This window comes from Pauljensenia sp. UMB6358, assembly GCF_030216865.1.
Classification (GTDB): Bacteria; Actinomycetota; Actinomycetes; order Actinomycetales; family Actinomycetaceae; genus Pauljensenia; species Pauljensenia turicensis_A.
Genome location: NZ_JASOMS010000005.1, coordinates 129,136 through 154,662 on the forward strand (window position 1 = coordinate 129,136; position 25,527 = coordinate 154,662).

Consider the following 25,527-nt stretch of genomic DNA (forward strand, 5'->3'; position numbering starts at 1 on the left):
AAATCCGCGTCGCACCGGCTAGCCTTGAAGCATGACTGACACCGCTCACTCCACTCCCGTCCCCTTCCGCGTTGGCCAAGCGATCGACGTTCACGCGTTCGCAGTCGCAGACGAGTGTGGGAATCTGCCCGACAAAACTCTCATGCTCGCGTGTTTGGAGTGGCCGGGCGAAACCCCACTGGAGGGTCACTCTGATGGCGACGTTGCAGCTCACGCAGTGTGCGACGCGATTTTGGCGGCGACCGGCCTGGGCGAAATGGGAAGCGTGTTCGGGACCAGTCGACCCGAGTGGTCGGGCGCATCCGGCGAACAATTCCTTGTCGAGGTATGCCGAATGGCGCGCAAAGCTGGCTGGCACATCGGTAATGCGACCGTGCAAGTGATCGGCACAAAGCCTCGCATGGCTGCGCGTCTACCCGAAGCGTGCCAGCGGATGAGCGAGATCGTCGGCGCCCCCGTTTCCGTCAGCGCCACGACGACGGACGGGCTTGGGTTTACGGGACGAGGCGACGGCTTGGCAGCAACAGCGGTTGCGCTCGTCGTTCGGGCTCAGTAGTTCGCCAGCACGAACGAGGTCACGGGGAAACCGCGGGTGAGTACCCGCGAAGAAAACGGCGGTCGAGATCCCCCGCGACAAGCGCACCTCAAGAATCGGGAAGAGAACAGAGGCGAGCAGGCAGAAAGAGTCAGCCCGCTACTCCCCCATTACTTTTCGAGGTGCTCCAAGTGTGCCTCGTCTGCCTTGACCGGGATGGTCAGGACCAAGCCAACGGCGAGGATCAGGATGATACCGAGGATGCCCCAGTAGGTGTAGTCGCCGCCGGTGGACTGCGCCTTGCCGATCTTCAGGAAGACGCCGTACATGAACGGCGCCAGGAAAGAGACGGCGCGGCCGGTGGTCGCGTACAGGCCGAAGACTTCACCTTCACGACCTGCGGGGATGATACGGCCGAGGAACGAACGGGATGCCGACTGCGTCGGGCCGACGAAGATGCAGAGCAACAGGCCAAGGCTCCAGAAGACGATCGAGCCGTGCGCGTGGAAGAAGAAGACGCCCAGACCGAAAACGACCATCGAAGCGAGCGAGAAGATAATGACCTTTTTCGGGCCAATCTTGTCGTCGAGAGCGCCGAAGCCGATGGTAGCTAGGCCCGCCACGACGTTCGCGGCGATTGCGAAGACCATGACGTCACCGGCGGAGAAACCGAACGCGGACTTTGCCAGGATTGCACCGAAGGTGAAAACGCCTGCCAGGCCGTCGCGGAAGACGGCGGAAGCCAGCAAGAAAAACAGTGTGTGCGGCGCTTCGCGGTGCAGGCCCTTCACGGTCTGCCAGAGCATACGGTAGGAGTCGAGCAGAGATTCTTTCGAATCATCGTGGTGCAGGACCGACGGTTTCGGCGGGTGCAGCACGACCGGCAGGGCGAAGAGACCGAACCAGAGTGCCGCAATGATCATCGCGATACGAATATTCAGACCGTTGTCGGTGGACACACCCAGCAGGTTCGGACCAATCAAGCCGACGTAGAGGATGAGTAGCAGGACGATGCCACCAACGTAGCCGGCTCCCCAGCCAAGGCCGGAGATACGCCCCATGTCCTTCTTGTCAGCCAGGTGGTTGAGCATCGCATTGTAGTTCACGGACGCGAACTCGAAGAAGATGTTGCCGACGCCCAGCAGTGAAATACCGAGCCAGAGCGACGCGTTCGGCCCGATCGACGATTCGGGGGCGACGAAGAACATGGCGAGCATCGACAGGACAACCGCGCCGGTAAACCAGCCGAGCCAGACACCGCCCTTACCACGACGGTCTGCGCGCTGGCCGGTAATCGGCGCGAGAAGAGCGATGATGAGGCCCGCGACCGTCAACCCGATCGACAGGTGCGAGTTCGCGGTGCCCGCATCGGTGAACAGCCCATCGCTGGTCAGGTAGGTGGAGAAGACGAAAGTGGTGGCGACAGCGTTGAACGCTGCCGACCCCCAGTCCCACGCTGCCCATTCAATGACGGGGCGCGTCAGGATTTTCGTTTTTTCTTTTGATGCCACTGGGGTGTTCGGGGTGGATGACATTCGTTTCTCCTCGGACATACGTCCGCTGCTTTGGGCGCTGTCAGTGTTGCTGACATCTGGAACTTAACACGAAGAGGAGCGAAATTTGATTTCTTGAACGTTTCGTGGACGTGCAAGTTGGTCGCATTATCTGCCTTGTGTCCCCGTTCTAGTCCCTCATTGACGAGGCCACACCGGGCATCTTTCTTACCCCGCTGTGGCGGGCAAGCTGGCAGTTTTCAGGATTGATCGAGTAGAAGTGTTGCGAGCGCAAGGTCGAGCCGGGTTGTGACTTTCATGGAGAGAAGGTCGCCAGGGACTGTCATCACTTGGCCACCCGCGTCTTCCACAAGACCCGCGTCATCGGTCGCCGCTGTACGTTCATTTGCTCCACGAGTCCGGGCGGACTCGTGCGCTTCGCGCAAGGTGGACCACGCGAATCCTTGAGGTGTCTGCACGCTGACAAGGGCGGAACGGTCGATGGTTGCCACCACCGGGCGCAGTCCGATGCCGAGGTGTGCTGACGCGGTGGAGTCGCCAACTTGTTTGAGCGTGTCGGTCACTGGCAGAACCGGGATGACAGCGTTGTATCCCAACGTGACGGCTGCAATGACGCGACGAATCGCGTCTGGCGGAGTCAAAGCTCGCGCGGCGTCGTGAACAAGGACGGGGGTTGAAGCGTCAAGGCACATCCCGTGGGTTTCGGCGAGGGTTTCTAACGCATCCAGTCCGAGGGCAACTGAGGCTTGACGCGACGCGGATGATCCCGCAACGACAAGAACAGGTATTGAACAGGATTCGCCCTGCTCGCTTGTAAGCGTGATACGTCCATCTGGAAAGTAAGTGGCGAAGGTATCGACCTGATCGGCGGGCGCTGTCACGACGATACCTGCAACACCAGCTTGAGCTAGCCCGCGGGCGGATCGTTCAAGAAGAGTAGTGCCAGCAAGCTCAACAAGAGCTTTGGGACCGTCACCCCCCAAACGGGTGCCGGAGCCTGCTGCTGTCAGGACTGCAAGAGCGGTTGACATTGAGGATCCGAAGTGTGACGGGTCAGGTCACTCAGCGTCTACGGCATCTTCAGGGGTGATACGACCTTCGGCGAGGATTTCGTCAAGGCGAGCAGCTGCCTGTTCTTCGGTGATATTACGCGCCAACGCAAGTTCAGAGCAGAGGATCTGACGAGCCTTGGTCAGGGTACGCTTTTCACCAACGGAAAGCTTCTTCAGATCGTCGCGACGCGTCAGGTCACGAACAACTTCAGCGACCTTCACGATGTCGCCGGTTGCGATCTTCTCTTGGTTTGCCTTGAAACGGCGGGACCAGTTGGTGGGCTCTTCAACGTAGGGGGCGCGAAGAACCTTCAGAACCTCTTCCAGCCCATCTTCACCGACAACTTCACGCACACCAACAAGGTCAACGTTATTTGCGGGAACCTGAATGGTCATGTCGCCCTGTTCGACGCGCAAGGTCAAGAACGTGATCTCTTCACCACGCAACGTGCGCGTAGAGATCTCTTCGATCGTGGCTGCACCGTGGTGCGGATAAACGACCGTCTGACCAATTTCGAACGTCATGAGAGCTCCCTGCAGATATGCGACTAGCGAATACAAGTCTACCATTTGCACCCGTTTCCTACCCGACTAGGCGCTGGCGGGCCGAAGCCACTCACGAGGGGCGGCACTCGGTCCACCCCCGCGATCTACTTCACATGTGGATTCAAATCAGCACAATACAAATGGGGCGAATCCGCTTTCGCGGATCCGCCCCACTCGTTCAGCTATCTAGATGCTCACTTGCCCTGGTTGGCGACAGCAGCAATCTTTGCTTCTGCCTCGGGATCCAGGTAGGTGCCACCCTTCTTGATCGGCTTGAGGGTTTCCTCATCCAGCTCGTAAACAAGCGGGATACCGGTCGGGATGTTGACGCCTGCAATGTCCTCGTCGGAGATTTCGTCGAGGTGCTTGACGATGGCGCGCAGCGAGTTGCCGTGTGCGGCGATCATGACGGTCTTGCCGGTCTTGATTGCCGGGACGATGGTGCCGTCCCAGTACGGGAGCAGGCGCTCAAGGACGTCCTTCAGGCATTCGGTCATCGGGATCGGCTCGCCTGCGTAACGTGGGTCGGTGTCCTGGCTAAATTCGGAGCCAGCTTCGATTGCCGGTGGCGGAACGTCGTAGGAACGACGCCACTGCATGAACTGATCCTCGCCGTATTCGTCGCGGATTTCTTTCTTGTTCTTACCCTGAAGAGCACCGTAGTGGCGCTCGTTCAGACGCCAGTTGCGCTCAACCGGGATCCAGTGACGATCGGCAGCATCGAGTGCGAGGTTCGCGGTCATGATTGCGCGGCGCAGCATCGAGGTGAACAGGAGGTCCGGCAGAACGCCAGATTCCTTGAGGAACTCGCCACCGCGTGCGGCTTCGGCGCGGCCCTTTTCGGAGAGCGGCACGTCAACCCAGCCGGTGAAGAGGTTCTTTGCATTCCATTCGCTCTCGCCGTGGCGGAGCAGCACCAGTGTGTATGTCATGACGTCATTCTTCCATCTTCGAGGGGTGTTGTCATAGACCCCAAGGACCTATCTCAGGCGTGAGCCCTCTCAAACTTCGCGACGATGTCGGCAGGGATGCGCCCACGGTCGGAAACCTGGATTCCGTTTTCTGTGGCCCATGCGCGAATTTCACCTGCGCGCGACAGAGCTGCCGACGAGGCCACGCGCGAACCGCGGATTGCTCGACCACCGATACGGCGCGATGAAGAAATCCACTTTTCAAAATCAGCGGAAATTTCAGAAATGTGTTCTTCCGAGAGGTCAATTTCGTAGGTCACACCCTGGAATGAGAATGTAACGGTGTCTTTTGCAGGAGTTCCATCAATATCGTCAACGAGAACAACGTGCGTCTTCTTCATAAGGGGTCCTATTCACTCATTGATGTTCGATTGTTATTGTCCGGAGACAATCAAATTGTCTGAAGACAGAATATAAAATAAGAAAGAACCGACGCAACCGTTTTTAAATAGTGAAATTGAATACTTATAAAGTAAGACTAGAAGTGAGAGTTAATTGACCAAAACTCTTCGACGTTTGAACCAAGAGGGGTGTTTTGTTCAGTGGGGTCAACCTCGTAGGCCTAGAGACGAAGCGCACAGGAGAAAATCTGCCACCGACTTCAATTGAGTTGAACGTTGTACCACATTGGATCTCAGCTAAGAACAAAGAGTACCCCTGCAGTTCGGAATCATGAGCGTCTCAGACACCACCGACTCTGATTACAACCAACAACCCCACCAAAAATGCCGAAGACTACGCAATGGCGCAATACATGTCAGGTGGTCGAATTGACCTGATGATGAGTCACGGAAATACAGATTCGGTTTACCCGTGGTTCGGAAAAAATATTCGCAACGGTATTCCGTTGGCCATTGAAAACTACGCTCTTCTACGCCGTTGATGGAGCGAAGATGATGTCGATTGGCACGGTAAATTCCGTACGTACGCCTTTGCACGGTTTCACTTCCACTCCACGCCCACTGAACGGAATTGCTCCATTTGTATGGCACGGCCCTATTCGCTCCCCCGAAATTACTGTACAGGTCGCCTATTACGGTGACTGTTTCTTCCACAACAGTGTTTTCTGGTCGCCAGAACACATGGTCACCCTGTACCACGAGCACTTTGAACACTACGGTCACGGTCCTGTAAAGAAGGCAATTGTTGGTCTGGATGGTCAAGTCTTCATGGCACGCAAGTCGCAGGATGCGGTTCGTCATCATTCACGCTGGAATGTCGGAGGAGTCTTCGACAGCGAAACGTGCCGATCGGATTGCGCGAGGCGTACGTGATCTTTTTGGACGTTTGGCACTTTCTGTTCACACTTCACATGACGAACCGTGAGATTCCGTCGTTTCTCAGCCAGAGAATGATTCACCTATACTCGATAACTTTTCTGAATCGGATATAGTTGAGACCTTGCGTCTCAGGTGGCCACGGACGCTGCCTCAGACCAAGAAGCCTCGCATTGGCCTGGGTTTGCTGACTTTGAAACGCCGCTGAAGGGATGATCATGAGACGCGATGCTCGCGGACGCGCGTGGGAAACGTATTTCGTGACCACGGCACGTCTGACGAACGCTATCGAAGCCGAGCTGAAGGCGGAGTGCCACGTGACTCAGCCCGAATATAACGTGCTCCTTCAGGTGGCACGAGCTGGCGATGAAGGCATTCGCCCCTCCGCTTTGGCTCATGAGGTTGTATTCAGCCCCTCCCGCCTGACACACACTGTAAATCGGCTTGTCTCTCGCGGATACGTAGAGCGTACGACGTGCGTGGGTGACGGACGTGGTGGCCTGATTCTAATGACGGATGCTGGCAAGAAGTTCTTCGAAAAGGCTGCTGACGTGCACCGTGAGGTCGTTCGAGAGATCGTACTGAACGACCTGAGCGTAGAAGAAGTCACCGTGCTCAACGAAGTGTTTGGTCGCATCGCTCGACGCATCGACGACCATATGGCCTGACCCGCTGTGCCTTCCAACCGCTTCACTACCCTGCCCTATTGGGTTCGCTATATCAGCGCGACCCTTGCGACGGGGGTTACCGCCGGAATTGTTGGCTGGCTGTGTACTCGCCTTCTGCATGGAGTCGAGGCAGTGGTGTGGAATCATCACTCGGGCACATTCCTTGATTCTGTTTCTGCCTCCGTTTCATGGCATCGCCCCTTGATCCTGCTTGTTGCTGGCGTGTTAGGGGCTATTTCGTGGACTGTGATGTTCCAGAAGAGTCCTCAGCTGACCAGCGTGAAGGCTGGGGTTGAGGGAGAGACGCTACCTCCGCTTCGAACCATCTGGCATGCGCTGACGCAGATTGTCTTGGTTGGCATGGGAGCTTCGATTGGCCGTGAAGTGGCTCCTCGTGAAGTGAGCGCCTCGCTCTCTTCCTGGCTATCTTCGCACTGCGGGTTGTCCGCCGAGGATCGCAGAATTATTGTCGCGTGTGGTGCGGGTGCCGGCTTGTCGGCTGTGTATTCGATTCCTATTTCCGGCGCTGTTTATGCTCTTGAAATTCTGCTTTTGTCCAAGCGCCCGAAGGCGGTTGTGACCGCTTCTTTTATTACTGTTCTTTCCGTATTGGTGTCTACAGGCTGGCATCGACCTGCACCCTTTTATTCGGTTGAGCCTTTGAAGACGTCGTGGGGTCTTGTCGTCTGGGCGCTGATCATGGGACCCATTTTGGGTGCGCTGGGTGAATTGTTCCGAACGTGGGTTGCCCACTGCGAGCAGGCTAAGCCCCGCTCTGCTCACCTTCTTTGGTCACTTCCGCTGGCGTTCGTCGTTGTTGGTCTTATTGCGATGGTGATTCCTTCGGTGCTCGGCAATGGGCAGGCGAGTGCTCAGACGCAGTTTGATGCTCGCTGGCTAGCTGGCGCTGGTTTGATCACGGCACTATTGGTCCTTGTGGCGAAGACGTTCACGACTCTTGTGACGATTCGTGCTGGGGCGTGGGGTGGAACGCTGACTCCTGGAGTCGCCCTAGGTGCCGGCATTGGTGCGGTGACTGGTTTGGTGTGGCAACAGGTTGTTCCCAGCGTTTCGGTGGCTGCGTGTGTGTTTATTGGAGCTGCGGTTTTCTTGGGTTCGTCGATGGCGGCTCCGTTAACCGGTTTGACTCTGGTTTTCGAGTTCACCGGTTTTGCAGGTCTTCCCATTGTTGGTTCTACTGGGATTGCTTTGGTTGGTTCGGTGTTGACGACTGCGTGGATTCGTAAGAGACGCGAGGCTCGCAGGCTTGCTGAAGTTCACGCGACCGCGTCGATTCCAACTCTTCCTTCTTCTGATTGACGAGGCCGCGCACCTCAAACATCGCTTGGCGTTCTTAGTGCGCGACCTTGCAGCAATCTTCTTTTCTTCACCCTTGGTCGGAGCGCCCCGGCGGGCACTCCCCCTGTTGGGGCGTGGATTGCTTTTAAGAGCGACGATGGAGTGCAATAGCTCCGACGCCCATCAGTGCAAAGAGTGTGACACCCGCGAGGATTGAGAGGGTCTGGGCACCGGTTTTCGCAAGGTGTTCTTCCGACGGGGTGGGAGTCTGTTCGAAGAGCACGCTCTGGCCTTCATCGTTGATGTCAGTGTGGACAGCGATGGTCTGTCCGTCGCGTTCGAGGCGTTCGAAAACGACGGTGGTCTTGCCAGCCACCACGGAGCCGTCGATGGTGAAATCAACGTTTTCGCACCCGTCAGCTTGGTCTGGCGTGAACGTCTTGGAGGCGGTCACAGGCTTACCCTCAACCATCAGCGCCCCGCCAGTGGCCTTGTCCATCAACGTGCCTGCCAGAGTATATTCCTTGCCTGGCTTCAGGTTCGTGTAGCACACCTTGTCCGTGATCGTAACCATGCCCGAAGAAGCAAGACTCTTATCGCCGTCTGTCTTGTCGGTCGCAGTGGTCTTCAATGTCGGCGGATTACCCTCAACAACGTACTGCTCAGTCTTGTCAGTAACAGAGGTCGTAAACGGAGCAACACGATCATCACCAGCAAACGAGGTGACAAACACGTACGTACCCGGCTCGCCGTCTTTCATTTTGAACCTGGTTGACCCTACAGAAGGCTTGAAACCGTTGGAAGCATCAACCTGAACTTCGCTGATCGTTTCAGCGGCCGCAATATTCTCGTCAGTGACCGCTTCGCCCTCAGGGAAAAACACAAGCTTCTGCGTGAACTTCAGCTCGTCAGCCTTAAAACCAGCCTTGCCGGCAAAGTTCGGGTGAGACTCGGGCATCTGGGTGACGAACATGTCGTCGACAAGGTACGAACCCGACTTCGTTTCACGAACCGACAAAGTGGTATCCACATTCGCCTTGAAACGACGCGACGTTGTTTCATCGCCCAGCCCGAACTGGTCGTGCCAGTCGGCGTGCACCAATTCCTTAATGTCAATCGCCGGGTCACCAATCGTGCCAGGCTGAGTATCCTTGACAACCTTCCACGCCCACGTGTAAAACCCAGGGGCTAAACCTGCCACATCAACACTGACAGTATGCTCACCAGGACCCTCTGCTGTAAACGACGCAGTCGCGACCGCCTTTGCGTCTGCGGGAACCTCATCGCGCGGCTCTACCGGCTCTTCACCCAGAGCATAGGCAGTGCCCTCATACACAACCGGAACCGGCTGACCGTCAATTTCAAGCCACTTGCCATCACCATAATTCGGGTCAGGACTGGCAGTGATTGTGTCCACCAGGGTCGTAGAGTCAATCACCTTAGAGGTGCCTACATTGGACGTAGCAATCGGCTGGAAGTCGAAAATCACCTCAAACGACGGGCCCGCAACCGTCTCAGAACGCGGATGAGCCTTATCAGCAAACCAGATAACGTCCTGACGACCACCACCAGGCGACGCATAACCAAGCGCAGAAGCACCAAGATTGCCATACTTAATACTCGAGTGGACCGTGCCGTTCGCGGTTGAGCGCCACTGAATACCACCAATCGGTGCAGACGCAGTTGTTCCCGTATAAGTGTTCGTCCCAGTCTCTTCAAACACCGCCGGGCCATTAAGAGTGATAGTGAACGGCTTGCCCGCGATCAGAGTTCCATCAGCATTAGTAACACCAATACCGTCAATAGTGCCAAAGCGCATACGCTCCCCCGTCACCGTACCGGCTCTCCACCCAACAACACCCGAGGCTTTTGCTTCAGCAACCATCTGGCGCGCACGCGACTGGATATTCTGGGGAACGGTAGCAAGAAGCGTATTCACGTTCGCCTGAGCATGACGCGAGTTCTCAAAATTCACGTGAGCAAGGAAAGCTGTTGCAGCAGCATCGACGTCAGTATTCGAAAACTCAAGCGACGTTGGCGTGTACCACTTCATGATGTACGCCATCTGCGCAATATCGACGCTGAGATCAGCCGGACGAGCAAGCGATGGTTGAACCCTCAACTGACTCGGTGACACGACCACCTCAGCTGCAGGATTCACCGCATCAGCCTGAATACACAACCCAGGAACCGGCTGACCACTATAGGGAACCCACGTTCCCAGCCAGCCAGACAATCCATCAATCGGCACGCCACGAACCCATGAGCCCGAGGCAAGAGAAGCAGGAGCCGTAGCAATCAACGAGGCACACACAACCACCATCGTTGCAAGGCAGGCTAAGAGAGGCCTCAGCCGTGAGTAGTGTGCCACCCTAGGCACAGAAGAATCCACCATCATCAATTCCTTTCAACTGATGGGAATACATGTGGAACCCACCAACCAGACGAACAACTTTGCGAGAAGTGGGTTTCGCGACGACGCCTGTCGTTGCCACCAGTGTTCCGCTCGGCGCACGTGGGTGCGAGTGGACTGAAAAGAAATTGTGGATAAAAAGAATGGGGATCTAAAGCTTGTGCATAAGTGGGTGGTTCTGCGCCTAGAAAGACGCAATTGACGGTAATCCCTGCTTCCAGTCGACTCTCGCTAGCAGATCGAGTCTTTTCTTACAGCGAATGCCAGATAGGACAAACCCCGTATGAGTGGACTAGCCCCTGAAAGTTGGACTGGTTTAATTCTAGGCGGTTAGGGCTCCACGGCCGTAGTTGAATTCGTGGTTACCAGCACCCACCGCATCGTATTTCAAGTACTTGAACACACTAGCCATCGGGTCAACAGTGCTATCTGTCCGGTTCGAGTGGTACACCGTTTCGATTCATGAGCCCTGCGCAGCGTCGCCGTTGTCTAGAAGCAGCACAGCGTCCTTACCTTTTTCTTCACGAACGTTCTGGATTGCCGTTGAGAGGCGATCCATACCGCGAACATTTTGGGGTTTGGAAGAGCCAAAGGGCTGCCCGGTGAAGTAGTCCTGGTCCACTAGGGTGCCGTAAATGGAGGTTTTGGTTTTCAAAACAAAACAGGCAAGGTTACTTTTGTACTTTAACTTCATTTGAGATGCAGGTCTTACAAATTTGCGCTCGTACATATCACGGATTTGGCCGGGCGGAGCAAACAACGTTGTTTTGGTGCCTCACCGAAATTTCGTTCAGCACTGTTCGGGCTATAGGAGAAATCGGTGACGGGGGTGAGACCGTTTAAGGTCTCACCCCCGTACTGTTATGCCGGTGTTCGTCGACTAGGCGATTAGTTCTCCTCGCCTTCGCGACGGCGTCGCACGAGCGCCAGGCCAAGGCCTGCTACGCCCATTACGACTGCGATACCAGCGAGTCCTGCTACCTGCGCACCGGTGCGCGCAAGCTTAGACTTCTTGACTCCCGGCTCGGTGGTCATATCGCCAGCGGCAGGCTTCTCAACGGTGACCGTCACGCGATCAATCTCGTTGCCGTTCTTGTCCTTGACGATAACTACGATCTTGTCACCAGGCTTAGCGTTGTCGTCGATGTCAACAACGAGGTTGCCGTCGCCATCGATTTTTGCCTTGCCGGGACCGTCGGTGTCGACCGTCGTGCCGTCCTCAACAGGGCCGCCATCGTTCGGGATTACGACCTTGCCACCCGGTTCGCCAGAGCCGTCCTTCCAGTCTGGCGTCTTGGTGTCAGGTTCGCCAACCGTGACAGTAACGTCAACGTTGTCCTCGGTGCCATCCGGGTAGGTCACAACAACAGGAACAGTGATCTTGGTCCCAGGCTTAGCATCCTCAGGAATAGTCACCTTGATGGAACCATCCTCGTTAACGGTCACGCCGTCAGGCGTGCCCTCACCAGGAGTGAACTTAGTGCCCTCCGGAGGCGTTACCTTCTTGCCGTCGCCGTCCTTGAAGGTCGGCTTGTCAACCGTAACATTCTCACCAGGCTTACCGGTGCCATCCTTGTACTCAGGCTGGTACTTCTCGTTGTCCTTAGTGTCGGGAACGTTGCAGACTTCGTTCTGCATGGTCGTGTACGTCCAAGTGGTCTTTACACCCTCGGGGAAGGTGAAGCCCAGAGCAGGGCTTGCTTCGACCTTGACTGTCTGACCGTACTCGTAGACGTACTTGCCTTCAGCGTCAGGCTGCAACTCCACGCCACCAACGGTGACCTTGTATACAACACCCTCGGTCTTCTCGACGGTGACGAACGGAGGCATCTTACAGTCTGCCGGGTCGTCCGCAGAGGCGCCCAGAGACGGATTGTGCTCAGTCGGCTCACCCGGCGTTACCGGAGTTGCGTCCTTCTCCGTCACGGTAATCGTGACAGTCACGTTGTCGGTGGTGCCATCAGGGTAGGTCACAACAACCGGAACCTCGATCTTGCTACCAGGCTGAGCATCCGCAGGAATAGGAACCTTGATCTCACCAGTGTTCTTATCAATGGTCACACCATTAGGCGTGCCATCACCAGGAGTGAACGTGGTGCCCTCCGGAGCCTTGGTGCCCTTGCCGTCCTTGTCCTTAAACGAAGGAGCAGGAATCGTGACCTTGTCACCAGGCTTACCAGAACCATTCTCATAAGCAGGCTCAAAGATCGTGTTCTGGTTCGGAACCTTCGGGTTGGAGTCATCCTTATCCGGGATGCCGTCATTATCGTCATCAGGATCGGTCTTATCAGGATCACCATCAGTATCCAGCTTAAAGTTAGCCTTCACCTCATCAGTGCTGTCATCCTTATACGTCACCGTAACAGGAACATCAAACTGCTCAACAGTGTCCTTATTCAGCTTCGACCCATCCGGGAACGAAACAGTGATCTCACCAGTGTTCTCATCGATCGTAACTACATAGCCCTCAGGAGCCTTGTAATCACCAATCGAGAACTTCGCATCCCCAGGAACATCTACACCCTGACCATCCTTATCAGTAAAGGACGGAGCAGACTTCGTCTCCTGGCCAGGAACAACCAACTTACCCTCATACGCAGGCTCAAAGAGCGTTGCATCGCGTTCCTCTACCTTGAACGGGGCATCGGCATGGGCAACAACGCGGCCTTGGGTCTTCGGCTGGCCGTCTTCACCCTTCACCGGATCGCCGTTCTCGTCGAGAACCGGGACCTGCAGGTCCTCGTTGCGCATCATAACTGGGAACTTGAACGTCTTACCAGCCTGGTCAGCATTCGGAGTGAAGGTCACAACACCGGTTGCGGAATCAACCGAAACCTGATCCTTATTGACGCCCTCTGGCAGTGTGCCAAGTTCGAACTTTGCCTTTTCAGGCTTGGTTTCTTTGCCGTCGGTAGCCGGGTTGTCGAACTTTGGCTCGGAGGAAGTAGCCTCTCCAGACTTCGCCTGGACCTCGTCGTACTCAAGGTATTCACGAGCCACAGCGAAGGCATCCAGAGCCAGAGTCAGGTCGTCTTCCGGATCTAGATCGCCATCAGAAAGCTTCAGGTGAGCAGTGAACGTATCACCAGTTTTGGCTTCTGCCGGAACGGTGAACGGACAGCTTGGGATCTTGGTCGCGGCATCAGCTTTAACGGCCTTACAAGTCTTGACAGCTTTGCCGTTCTTGTCTACCCACCGGATGTAGTAGGTCAGATCCTGAGTAATCGGCAGACCGGAGGTATCAGTCTGAACCGTATCGCCGACCGTCGCCCAGTTATCAGTGGTGTTCTTATCCACTACATCGAACTTCAAGGCTTGCGGCGCAAGCGCGATGTTCCAGCCCGTGTAGCCATCAGTGGTGTTACCAATTAGCACGCCGTCGCCACCGAAGAGCTGTGCGTTGCCGCCAGCGTCCAAATCAGCGCCGAAGCCCGGGCCCGCCCATTGGCCAAGAGACCAAGGATACAGCACACCGATATTGTCAGGAAGCGGCGTACCATCAGCACCGAGAACGCTGAGGTAGCTCCAGTGCATATTGACGTGCTTGGATTGAAGGTTGCCGTTAGTCCAGGAACCTTCTTTCCACGAACCAGCCAGCTTGTGCAATTTTTCAGCCGGCGGGTTAATGCCACCGCCCGTACCAGTGTGGTTGTTACCGTAGATACCCTTCCAGAACAGCTGGAACCTACCATCAGCGCCAGTAGTGGTGGTGACCGTCTCGGCAATCCAGCCTTCTGGATCCGCAGCTACCTGCTCATTAATCCATCGCTGCAGGCCCTCTTCGTCAGTAGGAGTCCAACCTTTCCCACGCAGAGTCTTACCCGCAAAGTTATTCTTCGCGTATTCTTCAATCTTGGTCACGGCCTGGTCATTTAGGTAAGAGCCAACCACTTTCAAACCAGCAGCAGCGACGTCCTTGCCTCCAAAAGCGCTGACAGCATTGTGGCTTAACGCGCCCTGCAACACATCAAGGTTCCAAAATGCCCGACCAGCATAGGTACCATTGTTACTGGAGTCTCCAACACTCTCTGCCCACTTGTTTTTCGGAAGGTGCTGTGGCAGTTTGTCCTTCTGCGCGTACTGGATGGTTACACCCGATACTTTGCCGTTACCCCACTGGCCGTCACCCTGGGTAGTGGGAGTGGTAGTTGCGCCAATGCCAGGGAAGATACCAGCCGCCGGCTGGTGCACCAGACGATACTTATCCGTCAAATCATTCGGTAGCTCCGTCCACATACGGATCTTCTCACGGCGTTGATCGCGCTGACCGGCAGGGTCACCTGTCGTCAAGCCAACACTTGCATCCGCAGCGAACGTGCGGGTCACGCCGGCAGCATCAGTGTACGGCCCCATCTTGATGGTGAAGTTACCGTTAGCGTCGCTCTCGGTGTAGTACACCGGGGACGAATGCTCCGTGTTGACGCCCTCATACCACTGGGCGTATACCTTCACACCCCCCGCCATTGGCCTACCGGCATCCTGAACGTTATTGAAACCAACGGCCGCCTTCACAATCTCCTTGACAGACCCAGAGATCGTGCCATCTTCGCTCGCCTTACCAGGAGAATAGATGGCCTTATCGCCGCCAGCAGAATCCTGCGCATTAGCAGCCGGAACAAGTGGAGAACCAGGCGTCACCGCAGAGGCAAAGGTGCCCACCATGGCTAAAGAGAAAGCAGCAACTAAAATCGCCGTACCCCGACGACGGATCGCGTTTTGCTTCGTCATGCTGTCAAATCTTCCTTCCGAGAAGATATTTTCGGGCGTAGAGAGAGCCTGAAGGCTCGCTACCTCAACACCTGCATCTGTTGATGGTGGAGTTAACCATGCCGACCTCACGACCGGCAAGAATCGCATAGAGCAACCATCAGTGCTATAGCAACCCTTAGTAATGGCAAGCCCCCCCCCCGAAAACTAGTTTTGAGAAGTCCTTCACTACTTGCTGGACTAGCTTCTGAAAGTTGGACTGGTTTAGTTTTAGGTAGTTAGGGCTTCAAGGGCCTGATTCCGATAGTGCATCGGGGGTAGCTTCTTGAGTCGTGTTGGATACGTTCAGTGTTGTACCACTGGATGTACTTGTGTATTGCTTGGTTGAATTCTGTGACGGTGTTGAAGACTTCACCGTGGTACATCTCGGTCTTCAAGTGTCCGAAGAAATTGTCTGTGACCGCGTTGTCGTAGCAGTTGGCTTTACGTGACATTGACTGCACACCAGCGTTGGTATGGATCACGTTGCACCTGGACGAATGTTGCTGCTGGAAGCCTTGATCGGTGTGCATCATCCACCCAGGCTCAGGTGCACAAACTGCGAGTGCCGTGGTCAAGGAATCAGCAGTAAGTGCTGTCGATGATGATGTAGCCACGGTGTGGGCAACGATTGAGCGGTCAAACAGATCCATCACCGGTGACAGATACACCTTGTGGCCCGCAACCCTGCACTCGGTGACATCGCTTGCAAAGATGGTATTTGGCCGGCCCTAGAGTCCCAGAAGATCCTTCGTACGCGTACCATGCGTCTCGATAGCATCCACCTCAGGACGACCCGACGCATGCGAAATATGCACAACCAGCATCTGCGCGGTTGTCAGCCACGGACTCTCGGAAGGCAACAAACGCAACAAAGTCGAAGGGGTGACCGCACGGATCGGATCCAACAGCGCCGGAATCGTCGGCCGATGCGCGCACACAACAACCGCGTTCATCTGGCGCACACACTGCGCAACAACCGCCGAAGCCGACGCGGGATCAGTCGCAACCGCAGCTTCCGTGAGCTCGTCGCGAACCTCAACCTGCCCCCCGCCGACGCTCGCCCACGGGCCAAGCGTCTGCTGACAACGAATCCACGACGACGATACGGCATGCTCAATCCCAAACGCACTGAGGACATCAACCAAGCCCATCGCCTGTCGCACGCCCAAGCGCGTCAACGGGCGCGTTGCCTCATCACCCGCCCACTGAGTGCGCGACACCGCCTTCGCATGGCGAACGAGACCCAGCGTGACGGTAACAAGCCTGCCTTCTTCCGCTCGCGCGACGAGCTCTTGGAGCAGTCGCCGGTCACCTCGGCGGGTGAGCATCTGCTCGGCTTGACCGGGTGACACCCAGCGGGTCTCATCAATTTCGCTGGCCGGAGCTGGCTTCACGGGAGTGCGAACGCGGGAAATAGCAGAGGGCCTCGACAGTTGCGCAGGCGAAACGACCGGCTGTTTGCCCGTGGGTTCGGGCATGCGCGTAGGCGCAGGAGCCAGTTTTGGAGCCTGACCCTTCTTGCGGTTCGCGAAAATAGCCGGAGAAATACGAACTTTCGCCGGTGTAGACACTGACGCAGGAATCGGCGTAGCAGTCGCCGTAGGCGCAATCGTTGACGTTCCCAGACCGGTGCGACGCTCATCGTCGGCCAGCGTGCCCACCCAGTAGCGAACTTCCTTCGTCTGCCCGGAGCCAAGCCGGTAGCGCTGAGTTGTCAGCGGAGCACCCAAAATAACGGAGGCGCCAGTTTCTTCTTCGACCTCGCGGATGGCGGCGCAGATGATCGGTTCGTTCGCTTCCGATTTACCTTTCGGCCACGACCAGTCCTTGTAACGAGGACGGTGAACCATGAGGACTTCAATGTCCTCGGGCACAATCACCTGTCCGGGAACGCCCCGACGCTCGGGATCAACGAAACGCCACACTAAAGCTCCCGCAGCGCGCACAAGGCGCGTCGGGACTGGAGCCGGGCGAATCGAACGAGACACCCCCTTAGCCTACCGGCACGGCGCCCCACCCGCTGAATCAACGGAGATCACACAGCAGTTGCGGCCCGCCAAGCGACCACGCCGAGTTGCTGACTCAACTTCAGAGCGCGATCCCCGTCGAGCGAACCCGCGCCACCCCTTGCGTTACCGCCCGATCACGCGCGACGAGGCCGCCTCCATCAGCTCAACTTGCAGATCAACAAGGGGCGAGCCGTCTTTGTTCACCTGATGACGCTTCCAGTTTCCACTCTTCTTCAGCGCCCACGATGAGGTCTTCGATGAAACGCCACGCCTAATCAAGTTTGCGAGATACTCAACCTGGTCGGGGTCGCTCATGCGAACCAATGCTTCAACGCGACGATCCAGGTTGCGGTGCATCAGATCGGCAGAGCCAATCCACACTTCTTCCTCACCGGGCACCCCGAACGCGTAAATACGCGAGTGCTCCAGGTAGCGACCAAGGATCGAGCGGACGCGTATGTTTTCAGACAAGCCGGGAACTCCGGCGCGGATCGCGCAGATGCCTCGAACTTGAACGTCGACTTTTACTCCGGCCTGTGAAGCGCGATAGAGGGCGTCAATCACGGCCTCGTCGACCACGGAATTCACCTTGATACCAATCCACGCTTCGCCACCAGCCTTCTTGCGCGCGATCTGGGCGTTGATGCGTTCAATGAGCCCATCGCGAATCGACAGCGGGGCAACCAGCAGTCGGTGGAACGTCGAACGAGGCGCATACCCGGACAATTGGTTGAATAGGCGGGTCAGGTCCTGAGCGACCTCACGATCGCAGGTAAGCAGGCCAAGGTCCTCATAGCCACGCGCGGTCTTTGGATGGTAGTTACCTGTGCCCACGTGGCAGTAGCGACGCAAACCGTCGGCTTCTTGGCGGACGACCAAGGAGAGCTTGCAGTGCGTTTTCAAGCCGACCATGCCGTACACGACATGGACGCCGGCACGCTCCAGTTTTCGCGCCCAGCCGATATTCGCTTCCTCGTCGAAACGGGCTTTGATCTCGACAATTGCAACGACCTGCTTGCCGGATTGCGCTGCTTCAATCATCGCCGATACGATCGGCGAATCACCGCTGGTGCGATACAGCGTCTGCTTCATTGCCAGCACGTTCGGATCACGGGCAGCCTGCGTGATGAACGCCTGCACCGACGTCGCAAACGAATCATAAGGATGATGTAGCAAAACATCATGCGAGCGGATCTGAGCGAAAATATCACCCGCACGTGCCGATTCGAACTCCGCCAAGCCAGCGGCGGTCACCGGCACGTACTTCGCGTACTTCAAGTCCGTTAGATCCAGATCATGCAATTCGTTGCAGAGCGTCAAGTCCAGCGGAGCCGGAACGCTGACCACGTCAGCCGGCGAAATCTCAAGCTTTTCGATCAGGAAGTCACGGACGAACGATGAAATCGTATCCTCAACTTCAAGGCGTACAACCGGACCAAACTTACGGCGCAGAAGCTCTTCCTCCATCGCCGTCAGCAGATTTTCAGCATCGTCTTCTTCGACCTCAAGATCTTCGTTACGCGTCACTCGGAACCCGTGAGCTTCAACGATTTCAACACCGGGGAACAGGTGCTCAAGGTGCGCGCGCACCACGTCTTCGAGCGTGATGAACGTCGTGCCTTCATCAGTCGCCACATACGATTCCGCAGGTCCACCCCCGATCACAGAATCCACGTTGATCAGGCGCGGAAGCGACTGGGGAACCTTCACGCGCGCGAAGTGCAGTTTGCCTGTCAGCGGATTGCGGACAACAACCGCGAGGTTCAAAGACAGGCCGGAAATGTAAGGGAACGGGTGTGACGGGTCAACCGCCAACGGGGTCAGAACAGGGAAAATCTGACGACGGAAGTAGCGGGTGAGTTGAGCACGCTGATCTTCAGACACATCATCCCATCGAGCCAAACGAATCCCCTGCTCAGCAAGTGCCGGCAGAATATCGTCCTGGAATGCACGCGCCTGACGCGCAGTCAACTCCTGCGTACGCGCCTGAATTCCCTCAAGCACCTGACGCGGTTCCAACTCAGACGCGCCCTTCTTCGCGATCCCCGCGGCGATGCGACGCTTCAAACCGGCAACGCGCACCATGTAGAACTCGTCCAAGTTCGACGAGAAAATCGCAGTAAACCAGGCGCGTTCTAGCAGTGGCAACGTTGGATCTTCCGACTGTTCCAAGACACGCTGGTTAAACGCCATCCACGAGATCTCACGATCCGCGAAACGCCCCTTCGGCAGTGGCTTGTCCTCTCCGATTGGCGCAGACATATCAACGTCAGTCATCAAAGCGGGGAGCAAAATACGAGGCGTGGCCACATCGTCGTCATACTCAGAATCCTCATGTTCAACGCCCACAAGCCCGCCAGCCTGCGACGGAGGCACAAACATCTCTGTTGCCCGAGCGGTCTGAACACCATTGGTCACCTGAGTCGTGTCCGCGTTCTGCGCATCATCGCGCTCGTCGGGCATGACCGGTCCCGGCCACGAGTCGTCGGGAGCAGAGAATGTGGGTTCGTCGTTCGACATGGGGGCCTCTTCACGCATCGTTGCTTTATGCGCGTTGGCGCATTGAACTACCTTCTATGGTGTCATTGAGCGGGCGTTTTCGCACGCCAAAAGGGCTTCAACACACCAAAGAATCACAACGTGCGGGCATTGTGCTCTTGCAGTTCCCTCGTACCCCGCCGACTCGCTATTCGAGCGCACCAACATGCGCCTCACGCGCACTGACGGACAGCTCTTCCGCCGTCTTCAAAAGCGCCTTCGCACGCGTCGAAACCGGGTAGGCCAACGGATCATGCGGATCCGTGATCCACGAACCGCCACCACCGAAACCAGCAGCCAGCACTCGCATCGCATTCGACGCGTCCGTGATGACCTCTTCCAGATCATCGTCCGTCAGCTCGCCGGTCAGCAGTCGTGCGACATCCGCCATCACGTCCGCCAACTCCGGCAAGTTCAGAGGGTGTTCCAGTCCCGGAACAATATCGGCGTGCGCCCCGTCCACATATCGCTCATCAACGAGGCCGGGCTCGCGTTCATACCACTCGAGTAGAAGATAGAGTCGCCACAAAGCACCCGGCAGAGTGAACTCCGGGCTACGCGACCAGAGGTGTGCCACCTGGTCCACGCCCAGGTTCCGGACAAGAGCCCGAAGACGAAGCGTGGCCTCGCGGTCAAAATCCTCATCGCCCACGCCCATCAGCGCCCACGCACTCGAATGCGCTAAGCCGGAACTTGCCGCCGTGTTCTCGTCGCCAACGATTGACTCCGCCTTCGTTGGCGTCAACATGGCGGGGCGACGCGGTGGACACGATTTAACCATCAGAAGAATCCTTATTACAATAGAGATAGATCTTTACGATCTTGGGCGGTTCACGCGCTTTGGCGCGACCGAAACCGCTGGGCCTATAGCTCAATGGTAGAGCAGCGGACTTTTAATCCGTGGGTTGGGGGTTCGAGTCCCCCTGGGCCTACCACCACTTGCTTCGTCGGCTTTTCAAATACCATTTCACCTGCATGGTTGCAGATCAGTGTGCGCACCTCCCCTCCGCATAGCTCACCCCTTAGCCTTCCACATTGGGGTCTACCAAGATTCTTCGAATCCGACCCTTCGTCGGTTTCTCCGCATTCTCCTCATAGAGATGACTCGTCGCATCAAGGGGCGCAGAAATGCCATGGCGACGGCACTCCAATTGCCTGACGCCAACTCGCTCATCGGACTTCGGGCGTAGCTGGGCGCGCCCTGCGACACACTGGTTCAAAGAAGAAAAATCCCCCGCCAAAATTCGGATCCAAGCCCATCACAAAGCAACCCGCGTGCACGTCAGCCAGAACCGGGAACCGTAAGTCCGGCCAGAACTACGCTTCAGCGTTGGAAGCGCGGGGAGGACGCAATCCAGACTGCAATGGAAATCAGCACGAGTCCACCCAGCTCACCCAGCGTTGGGAGCTGACGGAGCATCACCGCACCCACAATCGTCGACGTTGCCGGAAGCAACGCCGTAAACAGGGCAAAGGTTGCTGCGCTGACACGCGACATCGCCAAAGCTTCTAAACTGAACGGAATTACCGTCGACAGCACACCCACCACGACGAGCGCCCCGAACAAGTGCGCAGACGTAAAACCTCCGACGCCACCGGGAGCCAACACAACCGAACTGAACAGCGCACTCCAACCGAGCGACGCTGCCAGATTCGATACCGCCGACCGTTTCGACGCAAGCTTCTGACCGACCATGATGTAGCCAGCCCACGCAGTCGCCGCCAACAGAATCCAGACAATACCAGCCTTCACGCCGGGCGCATCAAGGTCCAACCCAAGCCCAGAGATCGACACAACCCCAGCAAACGCAAGGAGGGCGGCGATGCGTGGCGCTGGGCCTCGTCCCCTAAAAATCGCAACCAGAACGGGGCCCAAGAATTCCAACGACACGGCCGCACCAAGCGGGAGGCGAGCGATGGCTTCGTAGAAGGTGGAGTTCATCGAAATGATGAACACACCGAAAACCATGGACGTCACAAGATCTTTGCGACTCCACTTTTCACGCCACGGGCGACGCCACGCGAGCAGGATGCTCGCGGCGACTAAAACTCGCCACCATGCGACCGAAGCAGGCGACATCTGTGCAAACAGGCCGATTGCAATAGCTGCGCCAACGTACTGGATCAGCGCCGAACCGACGATGAAAAACTGAGCGGGAACCCTGTCCAGCCCCGACTGTGAAGGAAGCGATGGCACCGCGCATCATCCGCCCGCGGGCAGGAAAGTGAGCGCTGCAGAGTTCATGCAGTAGCGGTTGCCCGTCGGCTGATTCGGCGCATCCGGGAACACGTGACCGAGGTGCGAACCGCAGTTCGAGCAACGAACCTCGGTACGGACCATGCCGTGCGAGCGGTCTTCAATCTCGGTCGTCGACGCGTCTTTCGCCTGATAGAAGCTCGGCCAACCGCAGTGCGATTCGAACTTGGTGCTCGCATCGAACAGCTGGGCACCACACGCCGCGCAGTGATACGCGCCGTCACGAGTTTCCCCCAGCAACTCTCCCGTGAAGGGGCGTTCGGTCCCCGCCTCGCGTAGCACGTGGTATTGCATCGGCGTCAAGATACGCTTCCACTGCGCATCGGTCATGTTCGCTGCATCGTTCAAGCTTGGAAAATCAGTCATACACCTATTGTCGCCCTTGAGGGACGAGGTCGCGATTCGCGATTAACCTTCGGACTTACCTTCACGCGGGTAAGTTACCTTCACGCGGGTAGATGACACCCAGAGCGAATCAGAGGTGCTGGATCTTCGTTTCCGTCAGATCTTCGTCATGACCGTCGCCAGATTCTTCGCCATCACACACGATGGCCGGGAAGGATCCGGTGGCGTTCATTGCTTCTTGCTCGCGTGTTTCCTGTTCGCGCTCGCGACGTTGACGCGTCGCTTCACGTTCCGCGAGCGCGTCTTCACCCGGGCCGGCGAAGATCGCGGATCGTTCTTCAGCGTCAGGTGAACCGGAGAACAAGCGTTCGCCCTTGCCACTGGTTGTCAGGGTCATTGTTATGGCGTCCGGTTCTTTACTCTGCGAAGAAGTCTTTTCGCTCTGCTCGCTCTGCGAAGACGAGGTGGCTTGCTCTAAGGCGCTAGCCGACCCATTTTTTTCGCTGAGCTCGTGGGCGCCGATAGCCCCCGTGGCCGTTACGCCCTGCGTTCCAGACACTGGCGATGAAGATTCTTCGGTACCCGGTTGAACACCCTTCGCAACAGCTTCGAGTACCTTCTGTAGCGTCCCGCGAGTCATCACCTGGGTCGACGAATCGTCGCTCGGAGAGGCCTCTCCGCGATCGCCCGCTTCAGCCAAGTCGCGTATACGATCCGCCATTGCACGTCGACGCGCACGCTTTGCTTTACGGCGTGCCGCGACCATACGAGCAGCGTGCTCCGCATCGATGCCTGCATCCTCACCTTCAAGGGCGTGACGCGCATCATCGATCGCCGTACTACCAGACTCGTGACCCAGCGGAACCGAGGTGTCTCCGGCGATCGAGCGCAATTCAGCAGCGAACGCTGCAACCTGCGCGCGAGAGGTGTCATGCGCAACCGGTGTTCCCTGGTAGGTCTGAACGCGCGTCGACGGCCGAGTCCACGGTTCTTCGGCGACAATCCATTCGATCAAGCGTTCTCGCAAGTGGCAACGCAGATCCCACAGGTTTCCAGAGTTCGCGGCGGACACCAGAATTCGGATCGTGACCGTCGAGGTATCGGATGCCGTCATCTGAACGTTCCACGTACGCCCGTCCCACAGATCCGTCGAGGTCAGGATCTGCTCCACCTTCTGGCGAATCAGCGCCATCGGAGCAGACCAGTCCAGCTGGACTTCGACCGTTCCCAGCTGAGCGGCAGCCCGTCGTGTCCAGTTCTCGAAGGTTGTTGAGGTGAAGTAGGTCGAAGGAATAATCAGGCGTCGCTCATCCCACACTCGGACAACCACGTACGAGAGCGTGATTTCTTCAATCGCACCCGACTCTCCCTTCGCGTTCGCTACAACAACGTCGCCTACGCGGATCGCGTCCGTGAAAGCAAGCTGAATTCCAGCGAATACGTTGCCTAAGGTTTGTTGCGCGGCAAGACCTGCGATCACGGAGATCAAACCTGCGGATGCAAGTAGGGTTCCCATCGCCTGGCGCGCGGCCGCGAACGTCCCCAGAATGACGCAGATACCGACAATCACAACGAGAACCTGCGTCAAACGTCGTAGCACCTGGGCTTGGGTTGCAAAGCGCCTCGAACGCCCTTGATCCGCACGGTTACGCAGACGCGCCGCGTCTTCAAAAACCCACGCTGCCGAATACAGAATCCACGTCATCGCAACAATCGCCAGTATCAGCAGACCGTGAAGGGCGCTGGAGACTAGGGCCCCGTTCGACCATTTTGTCAGATCTGCTTCTTGCAGGCGCCAATTCAGTCCAATCCACGCGCCCCAGACCATCGCTGTGACATACAGGGGTGTGTGAACGCGCTTCACCAGCGCGGCTCCCACAGGCCAACGACGGAAGGTTCGACCGACAAGTGCGGAAACAAACGCGGCAACGACGAAACCGATCACCGCTGCCACTGCTGCGCTGAGCAGCAGTGAAGCAATATCAATGGCATTGCTCACCGCGACTTCCGCAACGCCCGACTGGGTGCCATCAGATTGCGCATCAGCTTCCGTGGCTATATACGAGGCCCCCCAGAGGGTCAGCATGTGCGAAGAAAACAGAGTCGGCAAAGTCATAGTCCAAGCCTAGGGGGTGATTCTTCAGATTGCTGAAGACGCACGGGCTTAGACGCGGACACCGAAAGCCTCAAATCGGAGAGAAACAATATGGAGTTTTCAGCGAATTTTAGCCATTTTTATTAACTGTGAGTCGGTTCACCATGATTCCGTTTTGCATTCCACCCCGTTTTACACATATGCTTTTCCTCGTCTTCGGACGCCACTGTGGTGGCCGAAAAGGCCCCCATCGTCTAGCGGCCTAGGACACCGCCCTTTCACGGCGGCGACACGGGTTCAAATCCCGTTGGGGGTACTCTCTGACGGCACTCGTGCTGAACAGTGAAAATAACTCAATAGGTCTTACCTGTTGTAAGGCCCCGTAGCGCAGTTGGTTAGCGCGCCGCCCTGTCACGGCGGAGGTCGCGGGTTCAAGTCCCGTCGGGGTCGCCGACCAGACCTGCCGGTCCGGTTACTGGCTCTGTAGCTCAGTTGGTAGAGCGTTCGACTGAAAATCGAAAGGTCACCGGATCGACGCCGGTCGGAGCCACCAGATCCCCCGAAAGTTCACAAACTTTCGGGGTTTTTATTTATCCTTCGGGGTTTTTATTTATCCCGAGCCCCGCTCCCGCCGTCAGTGACCGCCATGTCTGGTGGCGGGATTTTCCCTATCAAAGCGGCCCACGCGCGAGAGGTTTCCGCTCTAGCTACGTACCAGCCGAGCACATGAGTATCCGTGCAAGCGATGAGAACAACGACATTGCGGGCAAGATAGATCCCGTCAACATAAACCACCCGGTACACCTCCCCGGCGGTAGGAGCAAGCGGCCAGACCCGCCAAAATTTCCCGCAATGCCTACGAAAGCTACGCCCCCGGCCAGGCATATCCGCCTGCCTGGTAGCGCTCATCAGCCAGGCAAGAAACACTTCCAGCTACTTGGCCGTGTTATCAATCCGACGTGTCATGCTCACCCGGCATGACCTGCACCACCAACGCTGACGACCAGCAGGCGTTTTCCCGTTACGTACCGTTGAACCCCCACAAACAGGGCATGCCACATTAGCCATGGATCAACCACGACCCACACCAACTTAAACACCCAGTTTCCCCTGAAATACCAACGAAAAACAAGGAAAAAATCAACACATTTTGTCCTATAACCCACAGATGAAGCGGTATTCGTTAAGATGAGATCCGTCACGCCGACCTCCTGCGCAGTCACTTCACTCGCTCGTCTTCAGCGTCGACATTCCATCAC

General features: G+C 56.9%; 20 protein-coding genes, 4 tRNA genes and 1 pseudogene. 9 read left to right on the forward strand and 16 right to left on the reverse strand.

What is annotated here, in order from left to right; translation table 11 throughout:
• Positions 1–31 precede the first annotated feature (31 nt).
• Positions 32–556, forward strand: coding sequence for a 2-C-methyl-D-erythritol 2,4-cyclodiphosphate synthase (gene ispF / locus QP381_RS05190; RefSeq protein WP_006680737.1), 525 nt, complete (start codon positions 32–34; stop codon positions 554–556).
• Positions 557–705: 149 nt separating this feature from the next.
• On the opposite strand, the gene QP381_RS05195 is transcribed toward ispF, so the two are convergent.
• The 5 genes from QP381_RS05195 to QP381_RS05215 form a co-directional block, all read right to left on the reverse strand.
• The gene (locus tag QP381_RS05195; protein WP_006680736.1) at positions 706–2,070 is read right to left on the reverse strand and encodes an MFS transporter; all 1,365 of its coding nucleotides are present in this window, start codon (positions 2,068–2,070) and stop codon (positions 706–708) included.
• A gap of 218 nt (positions 2,071–2,288) precedes the next feature.
• Positions 2,289–3,080, reverse strand: coding sequence for an IspD/TarI family cytidylyltransferase (locus QP381_RS05200; protein WP_179370125.1), 792 nt, complete (start codon positions 3,078–3,080; stop codon positions 2,289–2,291).
• 27 nt (positions 3,081–3,107) lie between these two features.
• Positions 3,108–3,626, reverse strand: coding sequence for a CarD family transcriptional regulator (locus QP381_RS05205; protein ID WP_040318486.1), 519 nt, complete (start codon positions 3,624–3,626; stop codon positions 3,108–3,110).
• A gap of 215 nt (positions 3,627–3,841) precedes the next feature.
• Positions 3,842–4,579: a phosphoglyceromutase gene (locus QP381_RS05210; RefSeq protein ID WP_006680733.1), complete on the reverse strand. Its 738-nt coding sequence runs from the start codon at positions 4,577–4,579 to the stop codon at positions 3,842–3,844.
• A gap of 53 nt (positions 4,580–4,632) precedes the next feature.
• Entirely contained in the window at positions 4,633–4,959 is a 327-nt protein-coding gene (locus tag QP381_RS05215) for a histone-like nucleoid-structuring protein Lsr2 (RefSeq protein WP_006680732.1), read from the reverse strand.
• 413 nt (positions 4,960–5,372) lie between these two features.
• Between QP381_RS05215 and QP381_RS05220 the strand changes: the two genes are divergently transcribed.
• The 4 genes from QP381_RS05220 to QP381_RS05235 all read left to right on the forward strand — a co-directional run bounded on the left by QP381_RS05220 (position 5,373) and on the right by QP381_RS05235 (position 7,883).
• On the forward strand, positions 5,373–5,501 hold the full coding sequence (locus tag QP381_RS05220) for a hypothetical protein (RefSeq protein ID WP_285068020.1): 129 nt from the start codon (positions 5,373–5,375) through the stop codon (positions 5,499–5,501).
• Positions 5,473–5,892 (forward strand): hypothetical protein, encoded by a 420-nt coding sequence (locus QP381_RS05225; protein ID WP_285068021.1) that lies wholly within the window; start codon positions 5,473–5,475, stop codon positions 5,890–5,892. The genes QP381_RS05220 and QP381_RS05225 overlap by 29 nt, the downstream gene beginning before the upstream one ends.
• A gap of 221 nt (positions 5,893–6,113) precedes the next feature.
• Positions 6,114–6,563 carry a MarR family winged helix-turn-helix transcriptional regulator gene (locus tag QP381_RS05230; RefSeq protein ID WP_285068022.1) on the forward strand — a complete coding sequence of 150 codons (450 nt, stop codon included), beginning with the start codon at positions 6,114–6,116 and terminating at the stop codon, positions 6,561–6,563.
• A 6-nt stretch (positions 6,564–6,569) separates the two neighbouring features.
• Complete coding sequence (locus QP381_RS05235; protein WP_285068023.1) at positions 6,570–7,883, forward strand: chloride channel protein; 1,314 nt, start codon at positions 6,570–6,572, stop codon at positions 7,881–7,883.
• Positions 7,884–8,007: 124 nt separating this feature from the next.
• Here the strand turns inward: QP381_RS05235 and QP381_RS05240 are convergent, their stop codons facing one another.
• The 7 genes and pseudogenes from QP381_RS05240 to QP381_RS05270 form a co-directional block, all read right to left on the reverse strand.
• Complete coding sequence (locus tag QP381_RS05240) at positions 8,008–10,257, reverse strand: VaFE repeat-containing surface-anchored protein (protein ID WP_285068024.1); 2,250 nt, start codon at positions 10,255–10,257, stop codon at positions 8,008–8,010.
• Positions 10,258–10,735: 478 nt separating this feature from the next.
• The gene (locus QP381_RS05245) at positions 10,736–10,969 is read right to left on the reverse strand and encodes a hypothetical protein (RefSeq protein ID WP_285068025.1); all 234 of its coding nucleotides are present in this window, start codon (positions 10,967–10,969) and stop codon (positions 10,736–10,738) included.
• Between the two features lie 194 nt (positions 10,970–11,163).
• Complete coding sequence (locus QP381_RS05250; protein WP_285068026.1) at positions 11,164–15,003, reverse strand: YPDG domain-containing protein; 3,840 nt, start codon at positions 15,001–15,003, stop codon at positions 11,164–11,166.
• 249 nt (positions 15,004–15,252) lie between these two features.
• A pseudogene (locus QP381_RS05255) lies at positions 15,253–15,749 on the reverse strand (IS3 family transposase); the annotation flags it as partial.
• Positions 15,750–15,752: 3 nt separating this feature from the next.
• Entirely contained in the window at positions 15,753–17,012 is a 1,260-nt protein-coding gene (locus QP381_RS05260; protein WP_442953401.1) for an NUDIX domain-containing protein, read from the reverse strand.
• A gap of 144 nt (positions 17,013–17,156) precedes the next feature.
• A complete protein-coding gene (locus tag QP381_RS05265) occupies positions 17,157–19,553 on the reverse strand; it encodes an RNA degradosome polyphosphate kinase (protein WP_285068027.1) in 2,397 nt (798 codons plus the stop codon).
• A gap of 166 nt (positions 19,554–19,719) precedes the next feature.
• Positions 19,720–20,352 (reverse strand): hypothetical protein, encoded by a 633-nt coding sequence (locus tag QP381_RS05270; RefSeq protein WP_285068028.1) that lies wholly within the window; start codon positions 20,350–20,352, stop codon positions 19,720–19,722.
• A 79-nt stretch (positions 20,353–20,431) separates the two neighbouring features.
• On the opposite strand from QP381_RS05270, the gene QP381_RS05275 reads away from it, so the two are divergent.
• A tRNA-Lys gene (locus QP381_RS05275) sits at positions 20,432–20,506 on the forward strand.
• 389 nt (positions 20,507–20,895) lie between these two features.
• On the opposite strand, the gene QP381_RS05280 is transcribed toward QP381_RS05275, so the two are convergent.
• The 3 genes from QP381_RS05280 to QP381_RS05290 form a co-directional block, all read right to left on the reverse strand.
• A complete protein-coding gene (locus QP381_RS05280; protein ID WP_285068029.1) occupies positions 20,896–21,768 on the reverse strand; it encodes an EamA family transporter in 873 nt (290 codons plus the stop codon).
• A 6-nt stretch (positions 21,769–21,774) separates the two neighbouring features.
• On the reverse strand, positions 21,775–22,194 hold the full coding sequence (gene msrB / locus QP381_RS05285; protein WP_103633163.1) for a peptide-methionine (R)-S-oxide reductase MsrB: 420 nt from the start codon (positions 22,192–22,194) through the stop codon (positions 21,775–21,777).
• A 109-nt stretch (positions 22,195–22,303) separates the two neighbouring features.
• A complete protein-coding gene (locus tag QP381_RS05290) occupies positions 22,304–24,289 on the reverse strand; it encodes a mechanosensitive ion channel family protein (protein WP_285068030.1) in 1,986 nt (661 codons plus the stop codon).
• 222 nt (positions 24,290–24,511) lie between these two features.
• Here QP381_RS05290 and QP381_RS05295 point away from each other — a divergent pair.
• The 3 genes from QP381_RS05295 to QP381_RS05305 all read left to right on the forward strand — a co-directional run bounded on the left by QP381_RS05295 (position 24,512) and on the right by QP381_RS05305 (position 24,821).
• Positions 24,512–24,584 (forward strand) — tRNA-Glu (locus tag QP381_RS05295).
• A 60-nt stretch (positions 24,585–24,644) separates the two neighbouring features.
• A tRNA-Asp gene (locus QP381_RS05300) sits at positions 24,645–24,718 on the forward strand.
• A 27-nt stretch (positions 24,719–24,745) separates the two neighbouring features.
• Positions 24,746–24,821 (forward strand) — tRNA-Phe (locus QP381_RS05305).
• 380 nt (positions 24,822–25,201) lie between these two features.
• Here QP381_RS05305 and QP381_RS09680 read toward each other — a convergent pair.
• Entirely contained in the window at positions 25,202–25,336 is a 135-nt protein-coding gene (locus QP381_RS09680; RefSeq protein WP_083856924.1) for an IS1/IS1595 family N-terminal zinc-binding domain-containing protein, read from the reverse strand.
• Positions 25,337–25,527 lie beyond the last annotated feature (191 nt).

Excerpts from the sequence above, each read along its gene's own strand:
- ispF (WP_006680737.1), top strand. The coding sequence starts at position 32 with ATGACTGACACCGCTCACTCCACTCCCGTCCCCTTCCGCGTTGGCCAA.
- QP381_RS05195 (WP_006680736.1), bottom strand. The coding sequence starts at position 2,070 with ATGTCATCCACCCCGAACACCCCAGTGGCATCAAAAGAAAAAACGAAA.
- QP381_RS05200 (WP_179370125.1), bottom strand. The coding sequence starts at position 3,080 with ATGTCAACCGCTCTTGCAGTCCTGACAGCAGCAGGCTCCGGCACCCGT.
- QP381_RS05205 (WP_040318486.1), bottom strand. The coding sequence starts at position 3,626 with ATGACGTTCGAAATTGGTCAGACGGTCGTTTATCCGCACCACGGTGCA.
- QP381_RS05210 (WP_006680733.1), bottom strand. The coding sequence starts at position 4,579 with ATGACATACACACTGGTGCTGCTCCGCCACGGCGAGAGCGAATGGAAT.
- QP381_RS05215 (WP_006680732.1), bottom strand. The coding sequence starts at position 4,959 with ATGAAGAAGACGCACGTTGTTCTCGTTGACGATATTGATGGAACTCCT.
- QP381_RS05220 (WP_285068020.1), top strand. The coding sequence starts at position 5,373 with ATGTCAGGTGGTCGAATTGACCTGATGATGAGTCACGGAAATACAGAT.
- QP381_RS05230 (WP_285068022.1), top strand. The coding sequence starts at position 6,114 with ATGAGACGCGATGCTCGCGGACGCGCGTGGGAAACGTATTTCGTGACC.
- QP381_RS05240 (WP_285068024.1), bottom strand. The coding sequence starts at position 10,257 with ATGGTGGATTCTTCTGTGCCTAGGGTGGCACACTACTCACGGCTGAGG.
- QP381_RS05245 (WP_285068025.1), bottom strand. The coding sequence starts at position 10,969 with ATGAAGTTAAAGTACAAAAGTAACCTTGCCTGTTTTGTTTTGAAAACC.
- QP381_RS05250 (WP_285068026.1), bottom strand. The coding sequence starts at position 15,003 with ATGACGAAGCAAAACGCGATCCGTCGTCGGGGTACGGCGATTTTAGTT.
- QP381_RS05265 (WP_285068027.1), bottom strand. The coding sequence starts at position 19,553 with ATGTCGAACGACGAACCCACATTCTCTGCTCCCGACGACTCGTGGCCG.
- QP381_RS05270 (WP_285068028.1), bottom strand. The coding sequence starts at position 20,352 with ATGGTTAAATCGTGTCCACCGCGTCGCCCCGCCATGTTGACGCCAACG.
- msrB (WP_103633163.1), bottom strand. The coding sequence starts at position 22,194 with ATGACTGATTTTCCAAGCTTGAACGATGCAGCGAACATGACCGATGCG.
- QP381_RS05290 (WP_285068030.1), bottom strand. The coding sequence starts at position 24,289 with ATGACTTTGCCGACTCTGTTTTCTTCGCACATGCTGACCCTCTGGGGG.
- QP381_RS09680 (WP_083856924.1), bottom strand. The coding sequence starts at position 25,336 with ATGGCTAATGTGGCATGCCCTGTTTGTGGGGGTTCAACGGTACGTAAC.